24 protein-coding genes are annotated in these 20,154 nt (G+C 46.4%); 8 read left to right on the forward strand and 16 right to left on the reverse strand.

The window, feature by feature from the left end; translation table 11 throughout:
• Nucleotide 1: 1 nt before the first annotated feature.
• On the reverse strand, nt 2–1,102 hold the full coding sequence (yqeH, locus tag GLV97_RS05395; protein WP_160836186.1) for a ribosome biogenesis GTPase YqeH: 1,101 nt from the start codon (nt 1,100–1,102) through the stop codon (nt 2–4).
• Entirely contained in the window at nt 1,102–1,674 is a 573-nt protein-coding gene (locus GLV97_RS05400; RefSeq protein ID WP_160836509.1) for a YqeG family HAD IIIA-type phosphatase, read from the reverse strand. Before GLV97_RS05400 ends, yqeH begins: the two co-directional genes overlap by 1 nt.
• Before the next feature lie 288 nt (nt 1,675–1,962).
• Here GLV97_RS05400 and GLV97_RS05405 point away from each other — a divergent pair, with 288 nt between their 5' ends.
• From GLV97_RS05405 to sigK, 8 genes are all read left to right on the forward strand, one after another.
• Nucleotides 1,963–2,115, forward strand: coding sequence for a sporulation histidine kinase inhibitor Sda (locus tag GLV97_RS05405; RefSeq protein ID WP_160836187.1), 153 nt, complete (start codon nt 1,963–1,965; stop codon nt 2,113–2,115).
• A gap of 258 nt (nt 2,116–2,373) precedes the next feature.
• Nucleotides 2,374–4,710: a Na+/H+ antiporter subunit A gene (locus tag GLV97_RS05410; protein ID WP_160836188.1), complete on the forward strand. Its 2,337-nt coding sequence runs from the start codon at nt 2,374–2,376 to the stop codon at nt 4,708–4,710.
• Between the two features lie 2 nt (nt 4,711–4,712).
• Nucleotides 4,713–5,051, forward strand: a complete 339-nt coding sequence (locus tag GLV97_RS05415; RefSeq protein WP_160836189.1) for a Na(+)/H(+) antiporter subunit C — start codon at nt 4,713–4,715, stop codon at nt 5,049–5,051.
• Complete coding sequence (locus GLV97_RS05420; RefSeq protein WP_160889187.1) at nt 5,044–6,528, forward strand: Na+/H+ antiporter subunit D; 1,485 nt, start codon at nt 5,044–5,046, stop codon at nt 6,526–6,528. Before GLV97_RS05415 ends, GLV97_RS05420 begins: the two co-directional genes overlap by 8 nt.
• Nucleotides 6,529–6,534: 6 nt before the next feature.
• On the forward strand, nt 6,535–7,011 hold the full coding sequence (locus tag GLV97_RS05425) for a Na+/H+ antiporter subunit E (protein ID WP_160836191.1): 477 nt from the start codon (nt 6,535–6,537) through the stop codon (nt 7,009–7,011).
• A complete protein-coding gene (locus tag GLV97_RS05430) occupies nt 7,012–7,323 on the forward strand; it encodes a Na(+)/H(+) antiporter subunit F1 (protein ID WP_160836192.1) in 312 nt (103 codons plus the stop codon).
• Nucleotides 7,304–7,690 carry a monovalent cation/H(+) antiporter subunit G gene (gene mnhG / locus GLV97_RS05435; protein WP_160836193.1) on the forward strand — a complete coding sequence of 129 codons (387 nt, stop codon included), beginning with the start codon at nt 7,304–7,306 and terminating at the stop codon, nt 7,688–7,690. The genes GLV97_RS05430 and mnhG overlap by 20 nt, the downstream gene beginning before the upstream one ends.
• A 208-nt stretch (nt 7,691–7,898) precedes the next feature.
• Nucleotides 7,899–8,612, forward strand: a complete 714-nt coding sequence (gene sigK, locus GLV97_RS05440; protein WP_160836194.1) for an RNA polymerase sporulation sigma factor SigK — start codon at nt 7,899–7,901, stop codon at nt 8,610–8,612.
• Nucleotides 8,613–8,654: 42 nt separating this feature from the next.
• On the opposite strand, the gene GLV97_RS05445 is transcribed toward sigK, so the two are convergent.
• From GLV97_RS05445 to GLV97_RS05505, 14 genes are all read right to left on the reverse strand, one after another.
• Nucleotides 8,655–8,882 (reverse strand): YrhC family protein, encoded by a 228-nt coding sequence (locus tag GLV97_RS05445; protein WP_160889188.1) that lies wholly within the window; start codon nt 8,880–8,882, stop codon nt 8,655–8,657.
• Nucleotides 8,883–8,949: 67 nt separating this feature from the next.
• A complete protein-coding gene (gene mtnN, locus GLV97_RS05450; RefSeq protein ID WP_160889189.1) occupies nt 8,950–9,639 on the reverse strand; it encodes a 5'-methylthioadenosine/S-adenosylhomocysteine nucleosidase in 690 nt (229 codons plus the stop codon).
• A 16-nt stretch (nt 9,640–9,655) separates the two neighbouring features.
• Nucleotides 9,656–10,327 (reverse strand): YrrS family protein, encoded by a 672-nt coding sequence (locus GLV97_RS05455; protein WP_160840684.1) that lies wholly within the window; start codon nt 10,325–10,327, stop codon nt 9,656–9,658.
• Between the two features lie 157 nt (nt 10,328–10,484).
• Complete coding sequence (greA, locus tag GLV97_RS05460; protein WP_160836198.1) at nt 10,485–10,961, reverse strand: transcription elongation factor GreA; 477 nt, start codon at nt 10,959–10,961, stop codon at nt 10,485–10,487.
• Nucleotides 10,962–11,123: 162 nt separating this feature from the next.
• Nucleotides 11,124–11,777, reverse strand: a complete 654-nt coding sequence (gene udk / locus GLV97_RS05465) for a uridine kinase (RefSeq protein ID WP_160836199.1) — start codon at nt 11,775–11,777, stop codon at nt 11,124–11,126.
• A 34-nt stretch (nt 11,778–11,811) separates the two neighbouring features.
• A complete protein-coding gene (locus tag GLV97_RS05470) occupies nt 11,812–12,453 on the reverse strand; it encodes an O-methyltransferase (protein ID WP_160836200.1) in 642 nt (213 codons plus the stop codon).
• Nucleotides 12,454–12,712: 259 nt separating this feature from the next.
• Complete coding sequence (gene mltG, locus GLV97_RS05475) at nt 12,713–13,837, reverse strand: endolytic transglycosylase MltG (RefSeq protein ID WP_237416817.1); 1,125 nt, start codon at nt 13,835–13,837, stop codon at nt 12,713–12,715.
• Nucleotides 13,838–14,010: 173 nt separating this feature from the next.
• Complete coding sequence (locus tag GLV97_RS05480) at nt 14,011–14,295, reverse strand: DUF1292 domain-containing protein (RefSeq protein WP_160836202.1); 285 nt, start codon at nt 14,293–14,295, stop codon at nt 14,011–14,013.
• A gap of 13 nt (nt 14,296–14,308) precedes the next feature.
• On the reverse strand, nt 14,309–14,725 hold the full coding sequence (ruvX, locus tag GLV97_RS05485) for a Holliday junction resolvase RuvX (RefSeq protein WP_160836203.1): 417 nt from the start codon (nt 14,723–14,725) through the stop codon (nt 14,309–14,311).
• Nucleotides 14,722–14,994 carry an IreB family regulatory phosphoprotein gene (locus GLV97_RS05490; RefSeq protein WP_027955310.1) on the reverse strand — a complete coding sequence of 91 codons (273 nt, stop codon included), beginning with the start codon at nt 14,992–14,994 and terminating at the stop codon, nt 14,722–14,724. The genes ruvX and GLV97_RS05490 overlap by 4 nt, the downstream gene beginning before the upstream one ends.
• A 63-nt stretch (nt 14,995–15,057) precedes the next feature.
• Complete coding sequence (alaS, locus tag GLV97_RS05495) at nt 15,058–17,694, reverse strand: alanine--tRNA ligase (RefSeq protein ID WP_160889190.1); 2,637 nt, start codon at nt 17,692–17,694, stop codon at nt 15,058–15,060.
• A 333-nt stretch (nt 17,695–18,027) separates the two neighbouring features.
• Complete coding sequence (locus GLV97_RS05500) at nt 18,028–19,095, reverse strand: AI-2E family transporter (protein ID WP_160889191.1); 1,068 nt, start codon at nt 19,093–19,095, stop codon at nt 18,028–18,030.
• Nucleotides 19,096–19,101: 6 nt separating this feature from the next.
• Nucleotides 19,102–19,278: a hypothetical protein gene (locus GLV97_RS19770; RefSeq protein ID WP_202409600.1), complete on the reverse strand. Its 177-nt coding sequence runs from the start codon at nt 19,276–19,278 to the stop codon at nt 19,102–19,104.
• A 48-nt stretch (nt 19,279–19,326) separates the two neighbouring features.
• Nucleotides 19,327–20,148 carry a TIM barrel protein gene (locus tag GLV97_RS05505; protein ID WP_160889192.1) on the reverse strand — a complete coding sequence of 274 codons (822 nt, stop codon included), beginning with the start codon at nt 20,146–20,148 and terminating at the stop codon, nt 19,327–19,329.
• Between the last annotated feature and the right edge of the window lie 6 nt (nt 20,149–20,154).

Consider the following 20,154-nt stretch of genomic DNA (forward strand, 5'->3'; position numbering starts at 1 on the left):
CCTATATGAGTGATGAACGAAGGGATACTTTCACACCTTCCGGAACATGAGCCGTTACGGTGATGTCTCCTTCCGGCACGGTGATCCACCCCAGCCCGGAAAACACGATATCTGTCTTCGGCTCTGTTATTTTCAATGTTTGAGCTGTCAATGGCGGCAGCTTCTCTTTCGTATTCGGATCCGGCGGGGTAAGAAGCTCCCCTAAGTGGTTCTTGTACAATTCATCAGCCTTCTCCATTTTTGTCCGGTGAATATGCAGTTCATTAGAGAAATACCCGATAAAGGAAGACCGCTCTCCCTTTTCAAAATCAAGCCTGGCCAGTCCCCCGATAAACAGGGTCTGCTGTTCATTCAGCTGATAGACCTTAGGCTTCACTTCTTTCCGGGGTGTGATCAATTTCAAATCCTTATCGGACACGTAGTGGGCCATCTGATGGCGGTGGATCACTCCCGGCGTATCAAACATAGAGCTCTCTTCATCCAGGGGAATATCGATAAAACCGAGGGTTGTCCCTGGGAAATAGGACGTCGTGATTGCATCCTTCACGCCTGATGTGTTGGAAATGAGGGTATTGATAAACGTCGATTTACCAACGTTCGTCGTCCCTACTACATACACATCTCTTCCCTTCCGGTACTCCTCAACAGCTCTTGACAGGTCTTCAATCCCCTGATTTTTTTCAGCGGAAATCAAGAAAACATCCTCTACTTCCAAGCCGTTCTCTCTGGCCGAACGTTTCAGCCAGTGCTTCACCTTGCCATGATTCACGGACTTTGGAAGAACGTCCATTTTGTTCCCGACAAGAAGAACGGGATTATTTCCGGTCAATCGCTTTAATCCTGGAATAAAACTTCCATTGAAATCAAAAATATCAATCAGCTGGATAACGAGGCTTTTCGTCCCATTGATCTGATTGAGCATCTCGAGGAAATCATCATCCTGATACGGCACATCCTGTACTTCATTATAGTGTTTCAGCCTGAAGCACCGCTTACAAATGATATCCTCCCTGTTTAATGCGGAAGCAGGGGCGTATCCCGGTAATTCAGGATTTGTCGTTTGTATTTCAGCTCCGCAGCCCTGGCATTGAATCTCTGCCATTATCCATCTCTCCTCTGCCACGTAATTTTCCCTTTTCTTCTCATCCAGTTTAAAATCCGGCGCTCAATCTTCCGATTAAAGCGGGTAACGAAACCGTCCGTCTCAACGATCGGTACGACGAGAATGGTATGGTAACCTGCAGAGTTGCCTCCAAGAACATCAGTGAGAAGCTGGTCACCAATAACAGCAACCTCGTTCTTATTTAATTTCATCTGCTTGCGTGCTTTTTTGAACGCTTTGGACAGGGGCTTCCGGGCGCTGTGAATAAAAGTGGCATCCAAAGGCTCCGAAAACAACTTCACACGCGCTTCATTATTATTGGAAGCGATGGTCACCTGAATTCCATGACTGTTCATTTTTTTAAACCATGCCTTGATTTCTTCGGTAGCATCGGGAACATCCCAGGCTACCAGCGTATTATCCAGATCGGTGATAACACCTTTAATTCCTTTGTCCTTGAGTTCCTGTGGATCTATATCAAATACACTTGGAACGTGTTCATTGGGCAGAAAATTATTTAACATCAACTCACTCCATCTCTTATACAACGGCAAAATCTCCTTCACCATCATATACAAAATTTCGTTATGTTTCAAAAGGTCTTCCATTAAGAACATAATTCGTTCGACATTTACCGACATATCCGGGTTGTGGATAAGTTTATGCACATTTTCCACACAGTAACTTCTTTGTTATCACTATCCCGGTATGGTTTTTCCATATAGTTATCTACATTTTCTTGTAGATAACTTCTATATTGTGGCAATTTTCGGGTCATGGTAAGGTAAACATACATTCAAGGATGGACGTTGAAAGACCAAAGAAAAACGGGAGGTGACTGTCACATGTGTGACAGCGGTATGAAGCAACTATCGGATTCCCTGCTTATACAATCTTACCACAAAGCCATTGAACTCAATCTTTCCGAAGAGTTTGTTGAACAGATCAGCAGAGAAATAAAAAAAAGGGCCATCCAGAACCAATTGGAAAAAACGGTTCCCAGGGTGGGATGAATCAAATAGATGACCGTATTGTTAAACATTCGTTTCTCCTTAGAGAATGAATGTTTTTTTGTGTTTTTTTATTTTTATTTTTGATGTGTCTCTACTTATTTATAAGGAAAGACTAAAATAAGTCTACAACATGCTGCTGCTGGTATGCTACAGTTGAACAATGACCGTTTTTTTGATTACAATTGAATGGATACAAGGCTGTCATCATCCCTATATCAACCAAATAGATGAAACATAGCCAAAGGAGGAATTATCCGCATGCTGGTGGCCGTATTACTGCCTTTTATTCTTGCTCTTTTCATTCCATTTTTAAGCAGATGGAAAGAAAAGCTGCACCCGGGCTTCTTTGTAACACTTGTGCCTGTGGTCATTTTTATTTACTTTGTACGTCATATTGGTACAGGCTTTGAACCTGTCATTCAGGAATACTCATGGATTCCGTCTCTCGGAATGAACATGGTTTTCCATCTGGACGGCCTGAGTCTGCTGTTTGCACTTCTTATCAGTGGAATCGGTGCCTTAGTGGCTTTCTACTCGATTTACTACTTACATAAATCGGAGCAGTTGGGCCATTTCTACGTATATTTCCTTATCTTTATGGGGTCGATGCTTGGTGTTGTTCTTTCGGACAACGTGTTCGCCCTGTACAGCTTCTGGGAGTTTACGTCCTTGTCTTCCTTCCTGTTAATCGGGTTCTGGAACTATAAACAGGAATCTCGTTATGGCGCACTAAAATCCATGCTGATCACCGTATTCGGCGGCCTGAGTCTGCTCGGTGCGCTGGTTTACATGAGTGTGTTAACAAATACAACAAGTATCCGCGCGATGATTGATCAGCAGCAGCTTGTTTTAAACAGTGAATACTTCCCGCTGATTTTGTGCCTGCTTCTTTTAGGGGCTTTTACAAAATCCGCCCAGTTTCCTTTCCACATCTGGCTTCCTGATGCCATGGAAGCACCGACACCTGTCAGTGCCTACCTTCACTCAGCCACTATGGTTAAAGCAGGAATATATCTTGTTGCCAGATACTCCCCGATGCTCTCTTCCAGTGAATGGTTCTTCATTATTGTGTCCACTGCTGGGATTGTTACCTTATGCTGGGGATCTTATATGGCTGTCAGACAGACAGATTTAAAAGGAATACTCGCCTTCTCGACCATCAGTCAGCTGGGTATGATCATGGCGATGCTAGGATTCGGAACGAAAGCCGCTGTATTCGGTGCCGTGTTCCATATTCTGAACCACGCCACCTTCAAGGGAAGCCTCTTCATGGTTGCCGGAATTATCGACCATGAAACAGGGACAAGGGATATCCGCCGTCTCGGTGGTTTAATGACCTATCTCCCGATTACAGCGACGCTGGCATTGTTTGCTTCCTTCTCAATGGCTGGTGTACCCCTGCCATTCTTAAACGGGTTCTATAGTAAGGAAATATTCTTTGACTCCTCCCTGCATCTGGAAGCATCAGCGGCCGGATTTTCAGGATTTATGATGAGTGTTATTCCTTATCTTGCTGTATTGGGAAGTATATTTACATTTGTCTATTCCATGTACTTCTTTTTCGGTACCTTCCGCGGCAGAGCCAAGCTCGATCAGCTTCCGAAAAAACCACACGAAGCTCCGATCGGCATGCTTGTATCCCCGATGATTCTGGTGGCGGGTGTAATTATCATCGGTCTATTCCCGTTCCTGGTGAACGGATCGTTCATCGCTCACGCAGCGGATGCTGTTAAGGGAACAGCCCTGGACGAAAAACACATTACATTCTGGCACGGCATCATCCCGCCATTTGTCATGTCCTTAACCGTTGTCGTCTTCGGCGCGATCCTGGCCATTTCAAGGAAAGTATGGACCCCTGTCTATAACTTCCTCCCGGGACGGTTGAGCCTGAACAAATTTTACGATGGGCTTGTCGACCGGACGGAACGTTATTCCGGAGTCATCACAAAGGGGTATATGAACGGATCGCTCGGACGCTATGTCCGCTTGATTCTGGCGGCCATCCTGATTGTCAGTTTTGCCTTTATGGCCGTTACAGGCGGATTTACCGTGGATACGTCCAACTTATCCAGAATTACGGCACCTGAAATTGCTGTAGCCGTTACAATGGTTCTGGCAGCTGTCGGAACAGCCCTGACCAACAACCGGATTGCGGCGATCTTAATTTTAGGTGTCGTCGGATACGGGCTTTCCATGCTGTTCGTGCTTTACAGAGCACCCGACCTTGCGCTGACTCAGCTTATTGTTGAAACGGTAACGGTTGCTCTATTCCTGCTTGTGTTCTATCACCTTCCTAAACTCAGGAAGAAAGACCAGCCTGTGAGCACCCAGGTTCTTAACGTCATTATTTCTGTCGGCTTCGGGGCTCTCATGACCATGGTTGCCATCTCTGCCCACAGCAGTAAGTGGTTTGATTCCATCGCGGAATACTTTGTTAAGAACTCCTATAAACTCGGAGGCGGAGATAACATCGTCAACGTCATTCTTGTTGACTTCCGTGGCCTGGATACGTTATTTGAAATCGTCGTCCTCGGAATTGCCGCCATGGCGATTTTCGGGTTGATCCGATTAAAGAAACCGAAGGAGGGTGAATAAGGATGGAATTCGTTATGGCTGTATTAGCCGGTATTTTATTTACGACCGGCGTGTATAACCTCCTTCAAAAGCAACTGCTGAGAATCATTATAGGAACAGGGCTCATTTCCCACGGAGCCCACCTGTTCATCCTTACGATGGGCGAACTGAAACGGGGTGCGCCCCCGGTTCTTACCGAAGGAATCGAGAACTACACAGATCCGCTCCCGCAGGCTTTGATTTTGACATCTATTGTAATCAGCTTTGGTGTCACCAGTCTTTTGCTGGTTCTCGCCTATCGTGCCGCGAAAATCAACGGTACGGATAATATGGAGCAACTGAGAGGTAACGACTATGAGTAATTTAGCTATACTGCCGATTCTGCTGCCACTGCTGGCAGGAATCATAACAGCCTTTATCCACAAAAAAACGAAACTGGTCCGCTCCTTTTCCCAGATTACTGCAGTCATCAACCTGATTGTCGTCGGGTACGTCTTTATGACCATCCGCAGTCAGGGAACCATCGTCCTTGAGCTCGGAAGCTGGGAAGCGCCGTTCGGGATTGTCCTTGTGGGTGATTTATTAGCAGCCGTCCTCGTGCTGACGACCAACATTATTGGTGTCGCTGCTGTATTTTTCGCTCCCAAGTCTCTAACGGAAAAAGAAGAATCCTTCTATTTTTACAGCTTCTTCTTCCTTTTGATCGCAGGTGTAAGCGGAGCTTTCCTTACCGGTGATTTATTCAACCTGTTTGTATTCTTTGAAGTCCTGTTGATGGCTTCATACGGATTGATTGTCCTCGGGAATGGAAAAGCACAGCTTCGGGAATCTATTAAATATGTATTGATCAACCTGTTCTCTTCCATGCTGTTTGTAACAACAATCAGCTTTCTATACTCTGTTGTCGGTACTGTTAACATGGCACAGATCGCACAGCGCGTTCAGGAAGTTGAGCAGCAGGGGATCTTAACGACCATCGGAATTCTGTTGTTCTTCGTCTTTGCAACAAAAGCGGCCGTATTCCCACTGTACTATTGGCTTCCAAGGCCCTATACAGCACCAAACGCCGTCGTTTCCGCACTATTCGGAGCGTTATTGACGAAGGTTGGTATCTACTCCATCCTGCGGACATTCACGCTTATGTTCAACCAACAGGTGGATATTACACACACCCTGTTCATCTACCTTGCTGCATTGACGATGATCTTCGGTGTCATTGGCGCTTTATCCACCCACAACGTGAAACTGATTATTGCTTATAACATTATTCCAGCGGTCGGTTTCATGCTCATGGGAATTGGAATCTTTTCAGAAGTTTCCCTGAGTGGTACGATTTATTATCTTGTTCATGACATGATTATTAAGGCCGCCCTCTTCATACTCGCCGGGGCCACCGTTTATGTAGCCGGCACATCGGATTTAAGAAAAATGGGCGGTCTGATCCACCACTACCCTGTTCTTGGATGGATGACATTCCTGGCCTCCCTTGTCCTTGCCGGAATTCCGCCATTCAGCGGGTTTATCGGCAAACTGCAGCTGATCCGTGGTGCTGCGGGGCAGGATGAAGTAATGATTATAATTGTGGCGTTGATTTCCAGTCTGTTGATTCTATTCTCGATGATTCGTATCTTTATCAGGGGATTCTGGGGAGAAAAGACCGATATCCCCCGTCCGGATCGGAAGGAAAAAGGCAGCCGCATGGTTTACCCGGCTGTATTTCTATTAACCCTTTCCGTCCTGTTAGGTGTTGGCGCTGAATGGTTCTTCCCTGTCGTGGAGTCCATCGCTCGATACTTAATGGATCCGGAAATCTACATTGAGTCTGTATTAAAGGAGTAGAAGCCGATGCCATTACAAATAGTACTGAACATCATAATTGCCCTCATGTGGATGTTCCTGAGTGAAAGCTATACGTTCACTTCTTTCCTTGTCGGTTACATTCTCGGGATTATTCTCCTGTTCCTTTTACGTCGTTTCGTCCCTGATTCCTTTTACATGAAACGGACATGGAAATTCGTCCAGCTGATTCTCCTGTTTATACGGGAGCTGATCCTGTCCAACCTGGATATACTGAAATATGTATACAAGCCGAAACAGGATATGCAGCCGGGGATCTTTGCTCTTCCGATCGATGTGAAAACGAACTTTGAGATTACTCTGCTTGCCAATCTGATTACATTGACACCTGGAACGCTGTCTGTTGTAGTCAGCGAAGACCACAGGAAGATTTATATTCATGCGATGGATATTCCCGATGTACAGGAAACCATTAATGATATTAAGAATTCATTTGAAAAACAAATCATGGAGGTGACGCGTTAAATGGAAGCTGTTTTAGATACAACACAGAGGCTGATTGAAACATCAGCCATCATCGCCATTGTAGCCGTTGCTGCATCCGTCATCCTTCTTCTTTACAGAGCGATTCTCGGTCCGACAAACCCGGACCGGGCCGTTGCTCTGGATACCATCGGAATTAATTTAATGGCCCTCGCAGGGCTGATTGCCGTCCTGCTTGTGACAACCAAATTCAATGACGTCGTGCTGCTGATCGGAATTCTGCTGTTTATCGGAACAGTAGCTCTGGCGAAATTCTTAGAAAAGGGTGTTATTATTGAGCGGGACGTGGATTAACTTCATCTTTGATATTGTCATTTGTCTATTCCTGCTGAGCGGTGCCTTTTTCCTCGTTTCAGGGTCCATTGGGATTCTAAGGTTTCCGGATGTCTATACCCGTCTTCATGCGGCTACAAAGAGTTCAACACTCGGCGTAGCCGGCATAATGATCGGTGCTTTTCTCTTTCTCTATGTGGAGAATGGAATTGTCAGCGGGAAGCTGCTGCTCGGAATTTTCTTCGTCCTTCTGACAGCCCCTGTTTCCGGTCATATGATTTCAAGAGCAGCCTATCGTGCCGGTGTCCCTCTCTGGGATAAAAGTGTGCAGGATGATTATGCAGAAGATCTGGAAAAGGAACGGAAAAACCAGGCTCAGGATTCATAAAGAACAAAATGTTATGACAAACATTTCATACGATAAAACCCGTGCGGCGCTCAAGCATTTCAAGCATCGCACGGGTTTTTCTTTGTTTTAATGATCTTTCCCATCCCCCGGTTATACCTTTTATTTTTGAGTACAGACAAGCACGGAGCCTCCTTTCCCTACATACACATGAGATAGGCAGTTGCCTAATTCATGAGGAGGTGGATCCATGAGCAGTCTGATCGCGTCGATCCTTTACTTTTTCAAAGAGTCCCTCTTTTTCATGTCGTATGTGAAAAACCAGGCCTTCCCCAACCCCCTCTCACCGGAAGAAGAAGCCAAGCAGCTCCAGTTGATGGCAGAAGGCAGTCATGAAGCACGGAACAAACTAATCGAACATAACCTCCGCCTTGTTGCACACATCGTCAAAAAATTCGAAAATACAAAGGAAGACTTCGAGGATTTGATATCCATTGGTACGATAGGACTGATTAAGGGCATTGAAAGCTACTCGACGGGAAAAGGAACAAAACTGGCTACTTACGCCGCCCGATGTATCGAAAATGAGATACTCATGCATCTACGATCCACAAAAAAAATGAGTAAGGATGTTTCCCTCCAGGACCCGATCGGACACGATAAGGAAGGGAATGAACTTAATCTACTCGATATTCTGCAGGCAGATGTCACGGATATCGTCGAGGAAATCCAGCTTCATATGGAGCTTGAAAAGATTAAAGACTTTATAAATGTGCTGGATGACAGGGAGAAGGAGGTCATTATATTCAGGTATGGACTGAACCAGACGGAAGAGAAGACGCAGAGGGAAATTGCCAAGGAGCTGGGGATATCCAGAAGTTATGTCTCCCGCATTGAAAAAAGGGCCTTAATGAAAATTTTTCACGAGTTCTATAAACAGAGTAAGCAGGGCGGCCATTCATAAAAAGAGCTTCATTGACTATAGTCAATGAAGCTTTTTCGGCTTTTATTCTTCTGCTGCCTGCCGTTTCCACTTCTTCATTTTGAGAATCATTGAAAAGGCAGCCGCTGATGCAGCCGTTATTACAGGGAACATATATAAATGAGCCCGGGTTTTATACACATACAGACTGATCAACACACCTGCATAAAGATAGGCGTTTAAAATGATCAGCGTCATAACAAATCTCTGATAGTCTTTTACTTTTACGGATAGAGCTTCCTTGGATGACAACTCCTCCACCTCCCCGCTGTCCATCATACTAACACAATCGACAGGTTCATAGAGGTGGTAATCGTTGTTAATCCGCTTCGATCATCGTCATGATCATCTGTGCTGCATTTTCAGCAGCTACAGGAAGGAACTGATCGAAGGACAGTGAAGACTCTTTCCCGGCAATGTCGGATAATGCGCGCAGCACGACAAAAGGTGTGCCGTATTTATAACAAACCTGAGCAATGGCTGCGGCTTCCATCTCAGCAGCAATCATTTCGGGGAAGCGGCTCCTGACAAGGGCCACCCTCTCCGGGTCCTGCATAAAGGAATCGCCGGTTGCAATAATCCCTTTGGCTGCACGGGCCTTCGTACTCCCGACCGCCTGCATCGCTTTTTCTACAAGTGCAGGGTCTGCCTCATACATGGCCGGCATACCGGGTACCTGTCCATAGGCGTAATCAAAAGCCGTCACGTCGACATCGTGATGCGTCACAAAGTCGGAAACTACAATATCCCCCACTTCCAACTCTTCGGCAAAACCACCCGCAGAACCAGTATTGATTACACTCTCAACACCATACTGTTCATGCAGAATGGTTGTGGAGACGGCCGCGTTTACTTTGCCGATTCCTGATTTAAGCAGGACGACTTTTTTCCCACGCAGCATCCCTTCAATAAACAAGCTCCCAGCCGTTTCATTTTCAACCTTATCCGTCATTTCTGCCTGAAGGCGCTCGATTTCCTCATCCATCGCTCCAATAATTCCAATAGCCATCGTCTATTCGTCCTTTCTATCTGTTCACGACTTTTTCTTTTAATACTTCCAGCTTCACCGGCTTGTATCCTTCGTTGTCCACCCATTGGACATACACCCGGAGATATCCGGTTTCATTCTTATCAGAAACGGTGACGACGGCTCTTTGCGGGCCTCCGTCGTTTCCGACCCACCAATAAATAATGTTGTCCTCAGAAAGGTTCACAGCGCTTCTGGCAGCTTCCTGAAGCTCTTTATAGTCCTGAGTACCCTCTTGGTACGTAATGCTGTGGCTGCCGTTTGTGTCCATTTCTGTCGGGATAACCGGCCAGTCCTTTGTTACGACACTTTCAACATTCGGGTTGTCACTTTCTTCTATCTGCACGCCTTCTTCTTCCTTAATAGGCTCCAATTCCTCAAAACCTTCCATAGACACACTTGTTTTATCAGGATCGGCTTCTTCTTCAGGTTCTTCCGGCGATTCATTCTTCTGTACTTCCTCAGTATCACTTTTAGTAATTGCGGTCTGCTGTTCTTCCTCCGGTTTCTGAGCTTGTCCGGTCTGATCATTTCCGTTAAATAATATCAGAGAAATCAACAACACTACAAATACCCCGGCTGCTCCTGCAAGCCACGGAAGTCGTTTGGTCCATTGACGCTTTTTCTCAAAACGCCCGGTACGGGACTCGGATGTATGTTTATCCGCCATGCTCATTTCCTCCTTTGAATACGCCGTTTATTATACAATATCCGGCTGTAATGACCAATCCATCCAAGGTCCTCTCTATTTCCCGGGGAATAACAGCTCCCCTTTGGTGTATGCACAGGAATGAAGAAAAAGGCAGGGGGAGCCCCTGCCTTTCTTTCTATTCCACCGTAATAATTTGAACGTCGATTTCTCCGCCCGGTGTCGCAACTTTCACTTTGTCACCGACCTCGTGGCCGATCAGGCTTTGGGCCATAGGAGAATCGTTGGAAATTTTCCCTTCGAAAGGATCAGCTTCTGCGCTGCCGACGATGGTGTACGTTTCTTCATCTCCGTCAGGAAGTTCCTTGAAGGTTACGGATTTACCCATTGTTACTGTATCAGGGTTTTGATTGTCATTTTCAATAATAACAGCATTACGGATCATATTTTCCACCTGCGTAATCCGTGCTTCAACAAAGGCCTGCTCGTCCTTTGCTGCGTCATACTCCGAGTTTTCGGAAAGGTCGCCGAAGCCGCGGGCAATTTTAATCCGTTCCACCACTTCTTTACGGCGCTCTGTTTTCAGGTGATGAAGCTCATCTTCGAGCTTCTGTTTTCCTTCTTCTGTCATATAATAACTTTTTTCTTCTGCCATGGTCCGTCTACACTCCTTTAGTACAAGAAAAAATGAGATGTCCTTAATATAGGAAATGAGCAGTACATCTGTACGCTCATTGTAGAGATTTACTATACTTTACCCGAGGACATAAAATTTTAGAACTACTATTGAAAACTATGCCAGATTTTTGCCAGTATTTCAACTATTTTCTTCGTCTATCAGTAAACCCTTTTCATAGAGAACCGTCTTGATTTTCGAAGCCATCAAATCAATAGCTACGTGGTTCTGCCCACCTTCTGGAATGATAATATCCGCATACCTTTTCGTAGGTTCTACAAATTGAAGGTGCATCGGCCGGACGACATTAATATACTGATCAATGACTGAGTCAAGGGTGCGTCCCCTCTCATTAATATCCCGCATCATCCGGCGGATAATCCGGACATCAGCGTCTGTATCCACAAACACTTTAATATCCATAAGATCACGGAGGCGTTCATCCTCTAGAACAAGGATTCCCTCAACGATGATGACTTCCTTGGGCTCCACGTGGATCGTCTCTTCTGAACGGGTATGCATCTTGTAATCATACACCGGCTTTTCAACAGATTTCTGGTCGATCAGCTGCTGGAGGTGTTCCATTAACAAGTCATTATCAAAGGCGAGCGGATGATCATAGTTCGTTTCAAGTCTTTCCTCAAATGGTACATCGCTCTGATCCTTATAATAATAGTCCTGCTCGATCATCAATAACGTTTTATCAGTGAAACGCTGGATAATGGATCTGGTTACACTCGTTTTCCCAGAACCTGTCCCGCCCGCTACACCAATGACTACTGGTTTATCGTTCATAGTTACATGGTTCTCCTTTCATCCCATCCGCGAGTCAGCTGTGACTGCTCTTTTTCTTTGTAATGGCAACGCCGTCCCCGATAGGAACAATCGTTGTATCATAATCCGGGTGCTTCACAAGCCATTCGTTGAACTTACGGATTTTACCCGCTATTTTTGCCATACGTGGACTGGCTGACCGGTCATCAGCAACATAACCCTTAAACAGGACGTTATCAGTGATTATGACCCCGTCATCCTTCAGCATCGGAGCATATAAGTGGAAAAATTCCTCATACTTCCCTTTGGCTGCATCAATGAACAGCACATCATACGGCCCTTCTGTGCGCACCTGGCCGCCTGTTTCCAGAGCGTCTCCAAAGATGACAGAAATATGGTTCTCTGCCTGCATGTGTTCTATATTTTTCAAGGCTTCCTTATAGCGCCATTCATCTCTTTCAACAGTCGTAATTCGGGCTGTAGGAAAAGCCTCCAGCATACATAGAGCTGAATAGCCGATCGCTGTTCCGATTTCCAGAATCCGCTCCGGCTTCTGCATACGGATCAGCTGCATAAGGAAATTCATCCCCAGCGGCTCCATAATCGGTATCTTATGTTCTTCAGCAAACGACTCCATATCTTGAAATGGTTTGGAAGGCTTAGAGAGCAATGACTGTAGATAATTCTCCTGCTCCATCCTGCTTCATCCCTTCACATCAAATTTACATCGTTTTTACAACCCCACTATTTTAACACAAATCGCTAAGGGAACGCCATTGTTCTTTGGGGCTGCCTTTGTTTACAGAAACTTCAGAATCACCACAACATGCGGCTCATAAACGGCCGGAGCAGCATCACCTTTCAACCGTTTCCATTCTCACATGGAGAGGATTACACAAAAGAACGGCACATGTAAACATGTACCGTTCTTATTCAGGCAGGTCTCCCTGCGCTTATTAATTAATGTGCTCTTCCTTCAACTTGTTGTGCTCCTCGAGGGTATCAGCATAGTAAATCTCACCTTCACTATCCGCAAGGAAGTATAAGTGATCGTGCTCCTCCGGCTTAACAGCGGCCTCAAGAGAGTTTTTATTGAAGTTCGAAATCGGCCCGGCAGGCAGGCCTTTCACATGATACGTATTATAAGGTGACTCAATCTCCAGATCCTTGTAGTACACTTTTTCCTGGTGCTCGCCTTTTGCATACAGGACAGTAGGATCCGTCTGCAGCATCATATCATCTTCGAGCCTGTTATAAAAGACACCGGAAATCTTCTGCCGGCTCTCTGCTGTACGTGCTTCGTTTTCCAACAGGGATGCCATCGTTACAAGATCGTGCACATTTTCTATGTTATTCAATTCTTCGATTTGACTGTAATACGGGGCCACCACTTTGTTTGTCTGATCCAGCATCTTCCTCACAATCTGGTCGATACTTGGATCCTCGACATACATCGGATAAGTCGCTGCAAACAAGTATCCTTCCAAAGGATAACGGACGTCCTCTTCCAGAATATCTTCTGTAAGAAGCTGAGGATAGTCTTCCATCAGTGTTTTTACATACGCGTCATCATTGACTTTGTCCATGAATTCTTCAGCAGTAAAGGAGAACTCCTCTGCGTAAATGTCAGCAATCTGCTCCATATTCCGGCCTTCAGGAACAGTCACTGTGAGAGCAGGGTCTTTGACCAGCTTTCCGGACTTCAGGGATTCAATCACCTCATCCAAGGTCATCGAGGAAGTGAATTGGTAATCTCCTGCCTGAAAACCAGACTCGTTTTTGAATTTGGTATAAAATCGGAAAATCATATCATTTTTAATGATTCCGTTCTCCTCAAGGATGGAAGCGATATTGGAAGTAGAGGAACCAAGAGGGATTTCCACATCCACCTGCTTATCATTTCCTGGATCAACAGGTTCAAGGGCGGATTTCACATAGAGGTAGCCGGATATTCCTACAATAAGCATAACTAGAGTGAAAACCGTAAGAATGATGGCAACAATCTTCCTTACTTTGCCGGCTTCTTCGATTCTATTCTTTAATTTCTTTTGGTATTGGGATTTAAAGTCAGAATTAGACAACGGACTTCCTCCTTTCATCCGGTACATTATACTATAAGTAGAGAGAATCTTTCTACATATTCCCGGAATTTTCAACAATGGACGCCGGGGGCGATGGCTCCATTCTTCCCTCTCCCCTTCAAGGATATACAAAAAAGACTGCCGGAAGCTTCCGGCAGTCTTTTCTTCATTTCTTACGTCAGGTTTTCGTCTGTAAGCGTATTGAGCATTTCCTCAACCATTTCCCACTCTTCATCGGATTCGATCTGGTAAAGGGCCAGATCGTCTTCCTCATTGCCTTTCTCTTCAAAGCGGAAAGCAAAAACTTCGACTTCCTCGCCATCCTTTTGTTCAGCCGGGATGACAGCAATATAGGAATGACCGGTCTTCTCCACATCAAAGGTAAACAAGACTTCAAATAAATGCTCTTCCCCATTCTCATCAGGGATAATAATACGTTCTTCTTTTTCTAGTGCCATACAGACATCCTCCTCATCGTTTTGCATCTAAAAAGCTTTGTAAAATCATGACAGCCGCCATTTTATCGATAACTTTCTTTCTTTTCTTCCGACTCATGTCAGCATCAAGCAGCACACGTTCGGCTGCCATTGTCGTCAAACGTTCATCCCACAAATGGGACGTGAGCTGAAATTCTTCTTCCATCCATGTGGCGAAAGCCTGGCTGGCTTCCCCACGCGGGCCGACGGTGCCGTTCATATTCTTCGGAAAGCCGACAACGGCTTCCGTAATCCCATGCTCGGCAATAATCCGCTTCAGCTCTTCCCGCGCTGTGGAGAAGTCCTGTTCATCCCAGTGCAGCGTTGTAAGCCCCTGGGCTGTCCAGCCTAAGGCATCCGATACGGCAATGCCGATCGTTTTCTCGCCCACATCCAAACCTATTTTTTTCATTTACTGCCCTCTTTATTCTCATTAATGTAAAATTTGACCAATTCTTCGATCAGTTCATCACGTTCAATCTTTCGAATCAAATTCCGTGCATCCTGATGACGGGGAATGTAGGCAGGGTCGCCCGAAAGCAGATAACCTACAATCTGGTTGATGGGATTGTATCCCTTCTCCTGCAGTGCCCCGTAAACAGAAAGCAGCACAGACTGGACATCCTGATCGAAGGGTTCTTCTGAAAAATTAAACCGCATCGTTTTATCCATTGAACTCATTTCGGTCACCTCGCACAAAAATGTATTTACTCCATTATATACCTAAATACCGTTCAGTAAAAACTAAGAGTTTTGACCGGCATACTCTTTGGCGTATTCAAGCGCGTCCGGAATCCTGGAAGCGTCCTTCCCTCCGGCCTGAGCCATATCGGGGCGGCCTCCACCACCACCGCCGCAGCGGGTGGCTGCTTCTTTGATCAATTGACCGGCATGATAGCCCTGGTCAATTAGATCTTTGGATACTCCGGCAATCAGCTGCACTTTTTCACCGTTTGGAGCAGCCAGCAGGATAATGCCTGAATCGATCTTCTGCTTCAAGTCGTCAACCATGGTTCTGAGTGTGTTCATATCTTTCACATCCACCTGCTTAGCCAGTACGTTCACACCATTGACCTGCTCTACTTCATCAAGGATACTTGTTGCCTCCATATTGGACAGCTTCGCGCTCAAGGAGTCATTCTCCTTCTGAAGATCCTTCATTTCTTTATGAAGCGTTTCAATGCGCTCCGGCACCTGTTCCGGAGATGCCTTCAATAGAGCACCGGCCTGCTTCAGGACAGAAGCTTTCTGATTCATATAAAGATAGGCATCTTTCGCAGTCACTGCTTCAATTCTGCGTGTTCCTGCTCCGATTCCTGATTCCGATACGATCTTGAACAGACCGATTTCTGCTGTATTCAGCACGTGACAGCCGCCACACAGCTCCAGGCTGTAGTCCCCTACTTGAACGACGCGGACCGTGTCCCCATACTTTTCGCCAAAGAGCGCCATCGCTCCTTTAGCTTTAGCTTCCTCTATGGAGTTGATTTCAATGGAAACCGGTAGGGACTGCCATACCTTTTCATTGACAATCGCTTCGATTTTTTCCATTTCTTCATTGGTTACCGCACCAAAATGAGAGAAATCAAATCGCAGACGATCCGGCGCAACGAGAGATCCGGCCTGGTTCACATGCTCTCCGAGCACATCTTTCAGCGCCTGGTGAAGCAGGTGGGTCGCCGTATGGTTTTTAACAATGAAGGAACGACTGCCCTGGTCGACTTCTGCTGTGACCTGTGCCCCTTTTTCTATCCTTCCTTCTTTCACGACCGCCTCGTGCATATGCTGTCCGTTCGGAGCCTTTTGCACATTCGTGACTTCAAGAAGGCCTTCCTCCGTCTTAATCAAGCCTTTATCCGCCATCTGTCCGCCGCTTTCTGCATAGAACGGTGTTTCTGCAAGGAAAAGATACACCGTATCGCCTTCCTCTGCTTTCTCTGCAAACCCTTTATCTTTGATCAATTCGACGATTGTGGAAGAAGCTGTAAGCTTATCATAACCGACAAAGGTACTGTCGACATGAACCTCACCAAGCACACCATCCTGGACCTGCATGGAATCTGTTTTCTGGCGGGCACTGCGGGCACGTTCCCGCTGTTTTTCCATCTCCTGCTTAAAGCCTTCTTCATCGATGGTAAAGCCGGCCTCAGCTACATACTCTTCCGTCAGTTCCTTCGGGAATCCGTACGTATCATACAGTCGGAACACTTCAGTTCCCGGGAATACCGTGCTTCCTTTATCCGTTTCCTCTTTCATGATCGTAGAAAGAATCTGCAGACCATCATTCAGTGTTTCGTGAAAACGTTCCTCTTCTGTCTGGATGACATTCTGAATGAATGCTTCCTTCTTCTTCACTTCTGGATAGAAGTCGACCATGATGTTGGACACTTCAGGTACAAGCTTATACATGAACGGCTTATCAATACCGATCTGCTTGGCAAAACGAACCGCACGACGAAGCAGGCGGCGGAGGACATACCCGCGTCCCTCGTTTGAAGGCAGTGCTCCATCGCTCACAGCAAAGGTGACCGTTCTCATATGGTCTGCGATGACCTTGAAGGAAGAATCACCTTCAACACTGTCCCCGTATTTGTGTGACGTCATTTTCTCAGCTGCTTCAATAATCGGCTTGAACAAGTCGGTTTCAAAGTTGGTATCCGTTTCCTGGATGACACAGACAATACGCTCAAGACCCATTCCTGTATCAATGTTTTTCTTCGGAAGCGGCGTGTAGGTATCATCCGGATTGTGGTTGAACTGGGAGAATACAAGGTTCCAGATTTCCAGGTAACGCTCGTTCTCACCGCCTGGATACAATTCCGGATCGTTGGAGTCGCTGCCGAAGGCTTCCCCGCGGTCATAGAAAATCTCTGTATTTGGTCCACTCGGGCCTTCGCCGATATCCCAGAAGTTTTCTTCAATGCGGATGATGCGCTCTTCCGGAAGTCCAATGCTGTCTCTCCAGATTTGGAACGCCTCATCATCTTCGGGGTGAACGGTTACGGACAGCTTCTCAGGATCAAACCCGATCCACTTGTCACTCGTTAAGAATTCCCAGGCCCATGCCATCGCTTCCTTCTTAAAATAGTCACCGATGGAAAAATTACCAAGCATTTCGAAAAACGTATGGTGGCGGGCGGTGAAGCCGACATTTTCAATATCGTTGGTACGGATGGATTTCTGGGCGTTGACAATTCTCGGGTTGTCCGGAATAACGCGGCCGTCGAAATATTTTTTCAATGTCGCTACACCACTGTTGATCCATAAAAGCGTCGGATCTTCATGTGGAACAAGCGATGCGCTGGGTTCTACACTGTGGCCTTTTTCTTTAAAAAAGTCCAGAAACATTTGACGTACGTCAGCAGATGTCAAATTTCTCATAATAGAGCTACCTCCTTAAGTATACATAGAGAGACCGTAACGAACGAAGAAAAATAAAAACTCCCGTCCCTGCCATCATCGGCAGGGACGGGAGTTTTTCCGCGGTACCACCCTGGTTACAGGTTCTGCACCTGTCAGCTTGGAATGCCTGTAACGCGGCATGACTACGACGGGGATTAACCGCACTCCGGAATAGCGTTCGGCACAATCATGCAGCGTGTTTTACAGCCGGGAACACGCCTCTCTGTCCATGAAAAGGATGCCTACTCGTTTCCTTCATCGTTTTCTTCGTTCAAAAAGTCTACGCTAAACGTAATTATAGTGAAGTGTCCTTCACCTGTCAATATGAAGCCGTCCAGCCCGGACTTCATCAACAATAACCTTCAGGCACGTCAAGACTGGAACAGCCAGAATCAACCCGGGAATCCCCGCGATTTCACCTCCGAGTAAAAGAGCGAAGATGATGAACAGCGGGTGGGTGTGGATGCTCCTCCCCATAATATACGGAGACAAAAGATTCCCTTCAATCACTTGAATCACGATGACGACGAGCAGTGTAAGCAGAAGGCTGTTGACCGAAACAGTTACCGCCACCACCACAGCAGGCACAGCCCCCAAAATCGGACCGAAATACGGAATGATGTTGGTCAGCCCCGCAATTAACCCAAGGACGAGTGGGTAGGGCAGGTCGATCAGCCAAAACCCAGCGGCTGCCAGTACCCCGACGACAAGACTGATTAACAGCTGCCCCCGGATATATCCGCCAAGCGAGTGATTCAGTTGAACAGTCAGACGCCCCGCTTCGCTGTGCCACGTGCGCGGGAGCAGCGTGAGTAAGTACCGTCCGATCATTTGATAATCCTTTAAAAAGTAGAAGGTCATCACAGGAATCACAGCAAGCAGCAGAATCATATTGAAAAGACCGCTGATTCCTGTAAAAACCGTCATTACTTTTTGACTGATCCAGCCTTCAAAGGCTTCAAAACGCTGATCCATTTTTTCATGAATTCCATCCGGGAGCCGCTCGGTCTGGGCATACAGTTCCTTCGTCCACCCTTGATAAGATTCCACAAGAGCAGGCAGATGCTCATTGAGAAGCTTCAATTGATCCAGCAGCCTTGGCATTCCTTTGTACAACCCGTAACTCGCCAGTGTAAAAAAGGCTGAAAAGATCACAAGGATGGCTAATGTCCGGGGCACACCTGCTTCCTCAAGTCCGTGTACGAGCGGATGGAGCAGCAGGGAAAGAACAAGGGATGCAGCAAAAGGGAACAGGACCTTTCCGATCACCAAAAGCCCCTGGTCATAATAAGGAAAAAGCCAGGCCAGAAGCAGAAGAGACAACAAGGTAATAAAGAAGATGGTTAACCGTTTGAGCCATTTGGAAGAACGCTCACTCATGAATCATCAGGATCCCTGTTGATAAAAGATATCATTCAGGGAGCTCAGACTGCCATCCTCTTCAATCTGGTTAATGTTGATTCGGCCATCCTCCACCGAAAGCTCCAGACAGCAGTTCCAGCAGTAATACTGCTCACTGCCGATTTTTCCTAGGTTCTTATTGTTGCAATTTGGGCACCGCATAAGGACATACTCCTTTTTTACCTATCAGTATGTCCCTATGAAGGAAATTCATACCCGGCTGAGCACGTCCCTCACCCAGCGGATGCCTTCATCCACTTCTTCCGGTGTTGGATTCATATGGGGAGTGTGTTCGAATATGAAGTATTTTTCTCTGCCTTCCCGGAGCTTCTGCAGCATGGGTTCCATATCATAAGCACCGTTCCATCTCCCTTTGTCCGGATGAAGCGGAATCCAATAATACTTGTCTTCGACATAACAGACGTTGTGAAGATGGACGACAGACGTAAAAGGCAGAAGAGGCTCCACATACGAACGCCAATCCTCTCCAGCCGCCATGCGGTAGTCCCCCAGATCGACACAGATATCGAGGCCGTAACGCTCCCACAATTCAACAGGGAACTGCCGGAGATAATCTATTCCCTTACCTGAACGGTTACGGCCGAGTTTGGGCTCGCACACGATTGGAAGCGCATAGGTTTCTTTCAATCTATGTAAAAATTTCAATCCTTCTTCGATTTCTTGAAAAGGGCTGGTCGAGGTTCCCGCAAAATACGGGAAATGAACGAGCACGTAGGAAGCCCTTTCCTCAGCAAGACGGGCCACTTCCCGTTCAAATGAATGACGGGCCTCCTCCGGGTCCACAGCCACACGTTCAATCAAATCGTACTTGCTCCTCCCCCGGAGGAGAGGCGAATGGATACCGAAGCTGTTGAGCTGGTGATCCTCTGCCATTTCCTTGAACGTCTCATAGGAGGTTTCGTCTGGAAACTCTCCGATTTCGACATGGTCCAGGCCGCGTTCAAATAGAAAAGAAAACTGGTGCGTATCGGATAAAATCGTACTCCCTGACAGTCCTAATCTATGATTCACTGCAAT

Source organism: Halobacillus litoralis (genome assembly GCF_009856355.1).
Taxonomy (GTDB): Bacteria; Bacillota; Bacilli; order Bacillales; family Halobacillaceae; genus Halobacillus; species Halobacillus litoralis_B.

Excerpts from the sequence above, each read along its gene's own strand:
- yqeH (WP_160836186.1), bottom strand. The coding sequence starts at position 1,102 with ATGGCAGAGATTCAATGCCAGGGCTGCGGAGCTGAAATACAAACGACA.
- GLV97_RS05400 (WP_160836509.1), bottom strand. The coding sequence starts at position 1,674 with ATGATGGTGAAGGAGATTTTGCCGTTGTATAAGAGATGGAGTGAGTTG.
- GLV97_RS05405 (WP_160836187.1), top strand. The coding sequence starts at position 1,963 with ATGAAGCAACTATCGGATTCCCTGCTTATACAATCTTACCACAAAGCC.
- GLV97_RS05410 (WP_160836188.1), top strand. The coding sequence starts at position 2,374 with ATGCTGGTGGCCGTATTACTGCCTTTTATTCTTGCTCTTTTCATTCCA.
- GLV97_RS05415 (WP_160836189.1), top strand. The coding sequence starts at position 4,713 with ATGGAATTCGTTATGGCTGTATTAGCCGGTATTTTATTTACGACCGGC.
- GLV97_RS05420 (WP_160889187.1), top strand. The coding sequence starts at position 5,044 with ATGAGTAATTTAGCTATACTGCCGATTCTGCTGCCACTGCTGGCAGGA.
- GLV97_RS05425 (WP_160836191.1), top strand. The coding sequence starts at position 6,535 with ATGCCATTACAAATAGTACTGAACATCATAATTGCCCTCATGTGGATG.
- GLV97_RS05430 (WP_160836192.1), top strand. The coding sequence starts at position 7,012 with ATGGAAGCTGTTTTAGATACAACACAGAGGCTGATTGAAACATCAGCC.
- sigK (WP_160836194.1), top strand. The coding sequence starts at position 7,899 with ATGAGCAGTCTGATCGCGTCGATCCTTTACTTTTTCAAAGAGTCCCTC.
- mtnN (WP_160889189.1), bottom strand. The coding sequence starts at position 9,639 with ATGGCTATTGGAATTATTGGAGCGATGGATGAGGAAATCGAGCGCCTT.
- GLV97_RS05455 (WP_160840684.1), bottom strand. The coding sequence starts at position 10,327 with ATGGCGGATAAACATACATCCGAGTCCCGTACCGGGCGTTTTGAGAAA.
- greA (WP_160836198.1), bottom strand. The coding sequence starts at position 10,961 with ATGGCAGAAGAAAAAAGTTATTATATGACAGAAGAAGGAAAACAGAAG.
- udk (WP_160836199.1), bottom strand. The coding sequence starts at position 11,777 with ATGAACGATAAACCAGTAGTCATTGGTGTAGCGGGCGGGACAGGTTCT.
- GLV97_RS05470 (WP_160836200.1), bottom strand. The coding sequence starts at position 12,453 with ATGGAGCAGGAGAATTATCTACAGTCATTGCTCTCTAAGCCTTCCAAA.
- GLV97_RS05480 (WP_160836202.1), bottom strand. The coding sequence starts at position 14,295 with ATGGCACTAGAAAAAGAAGAACGTATTATTATCCCTGATGAGAATGGG.
- ruvX (WP_160836203.1), bottom strand. The coding sequence starts at position 14,725 with ATGAAAAAAATAGGTTTGGATGTGGGCGAGAAAACGATCGGCATTGCC.
- GLV97_RS05490 (WP_027955310.1), bottom strand. The coding sequence starts at position 14,994 with ATGAGTTCAATGGATAAAACGATGCGGTTTAATTTTTCAGAAGAACCC.
- alaS (WP_160889190.1), bottom strand. The coding sequence starts at position 17,694 with ATGAGAAATTTGACATCTGCTGACGTACGTCAAATGTTTCTGGACTTT.
- GLV97_RS05500 (WP_160889191.1), bottom strand. The coding sequence starts at position 19,095 with ATGAGTGAGCGTTCTTCCAAATGGCTCAAACGGTTAACCATCTTCTTT.
- GLV97_RS19770 (WP_202409600.1), bottom strand. The coding sequence starts at position 19,278 with ATGCGGTGCCCAAATTGCAACAATAAGAACCTAGGAAAAATCGGCAGT.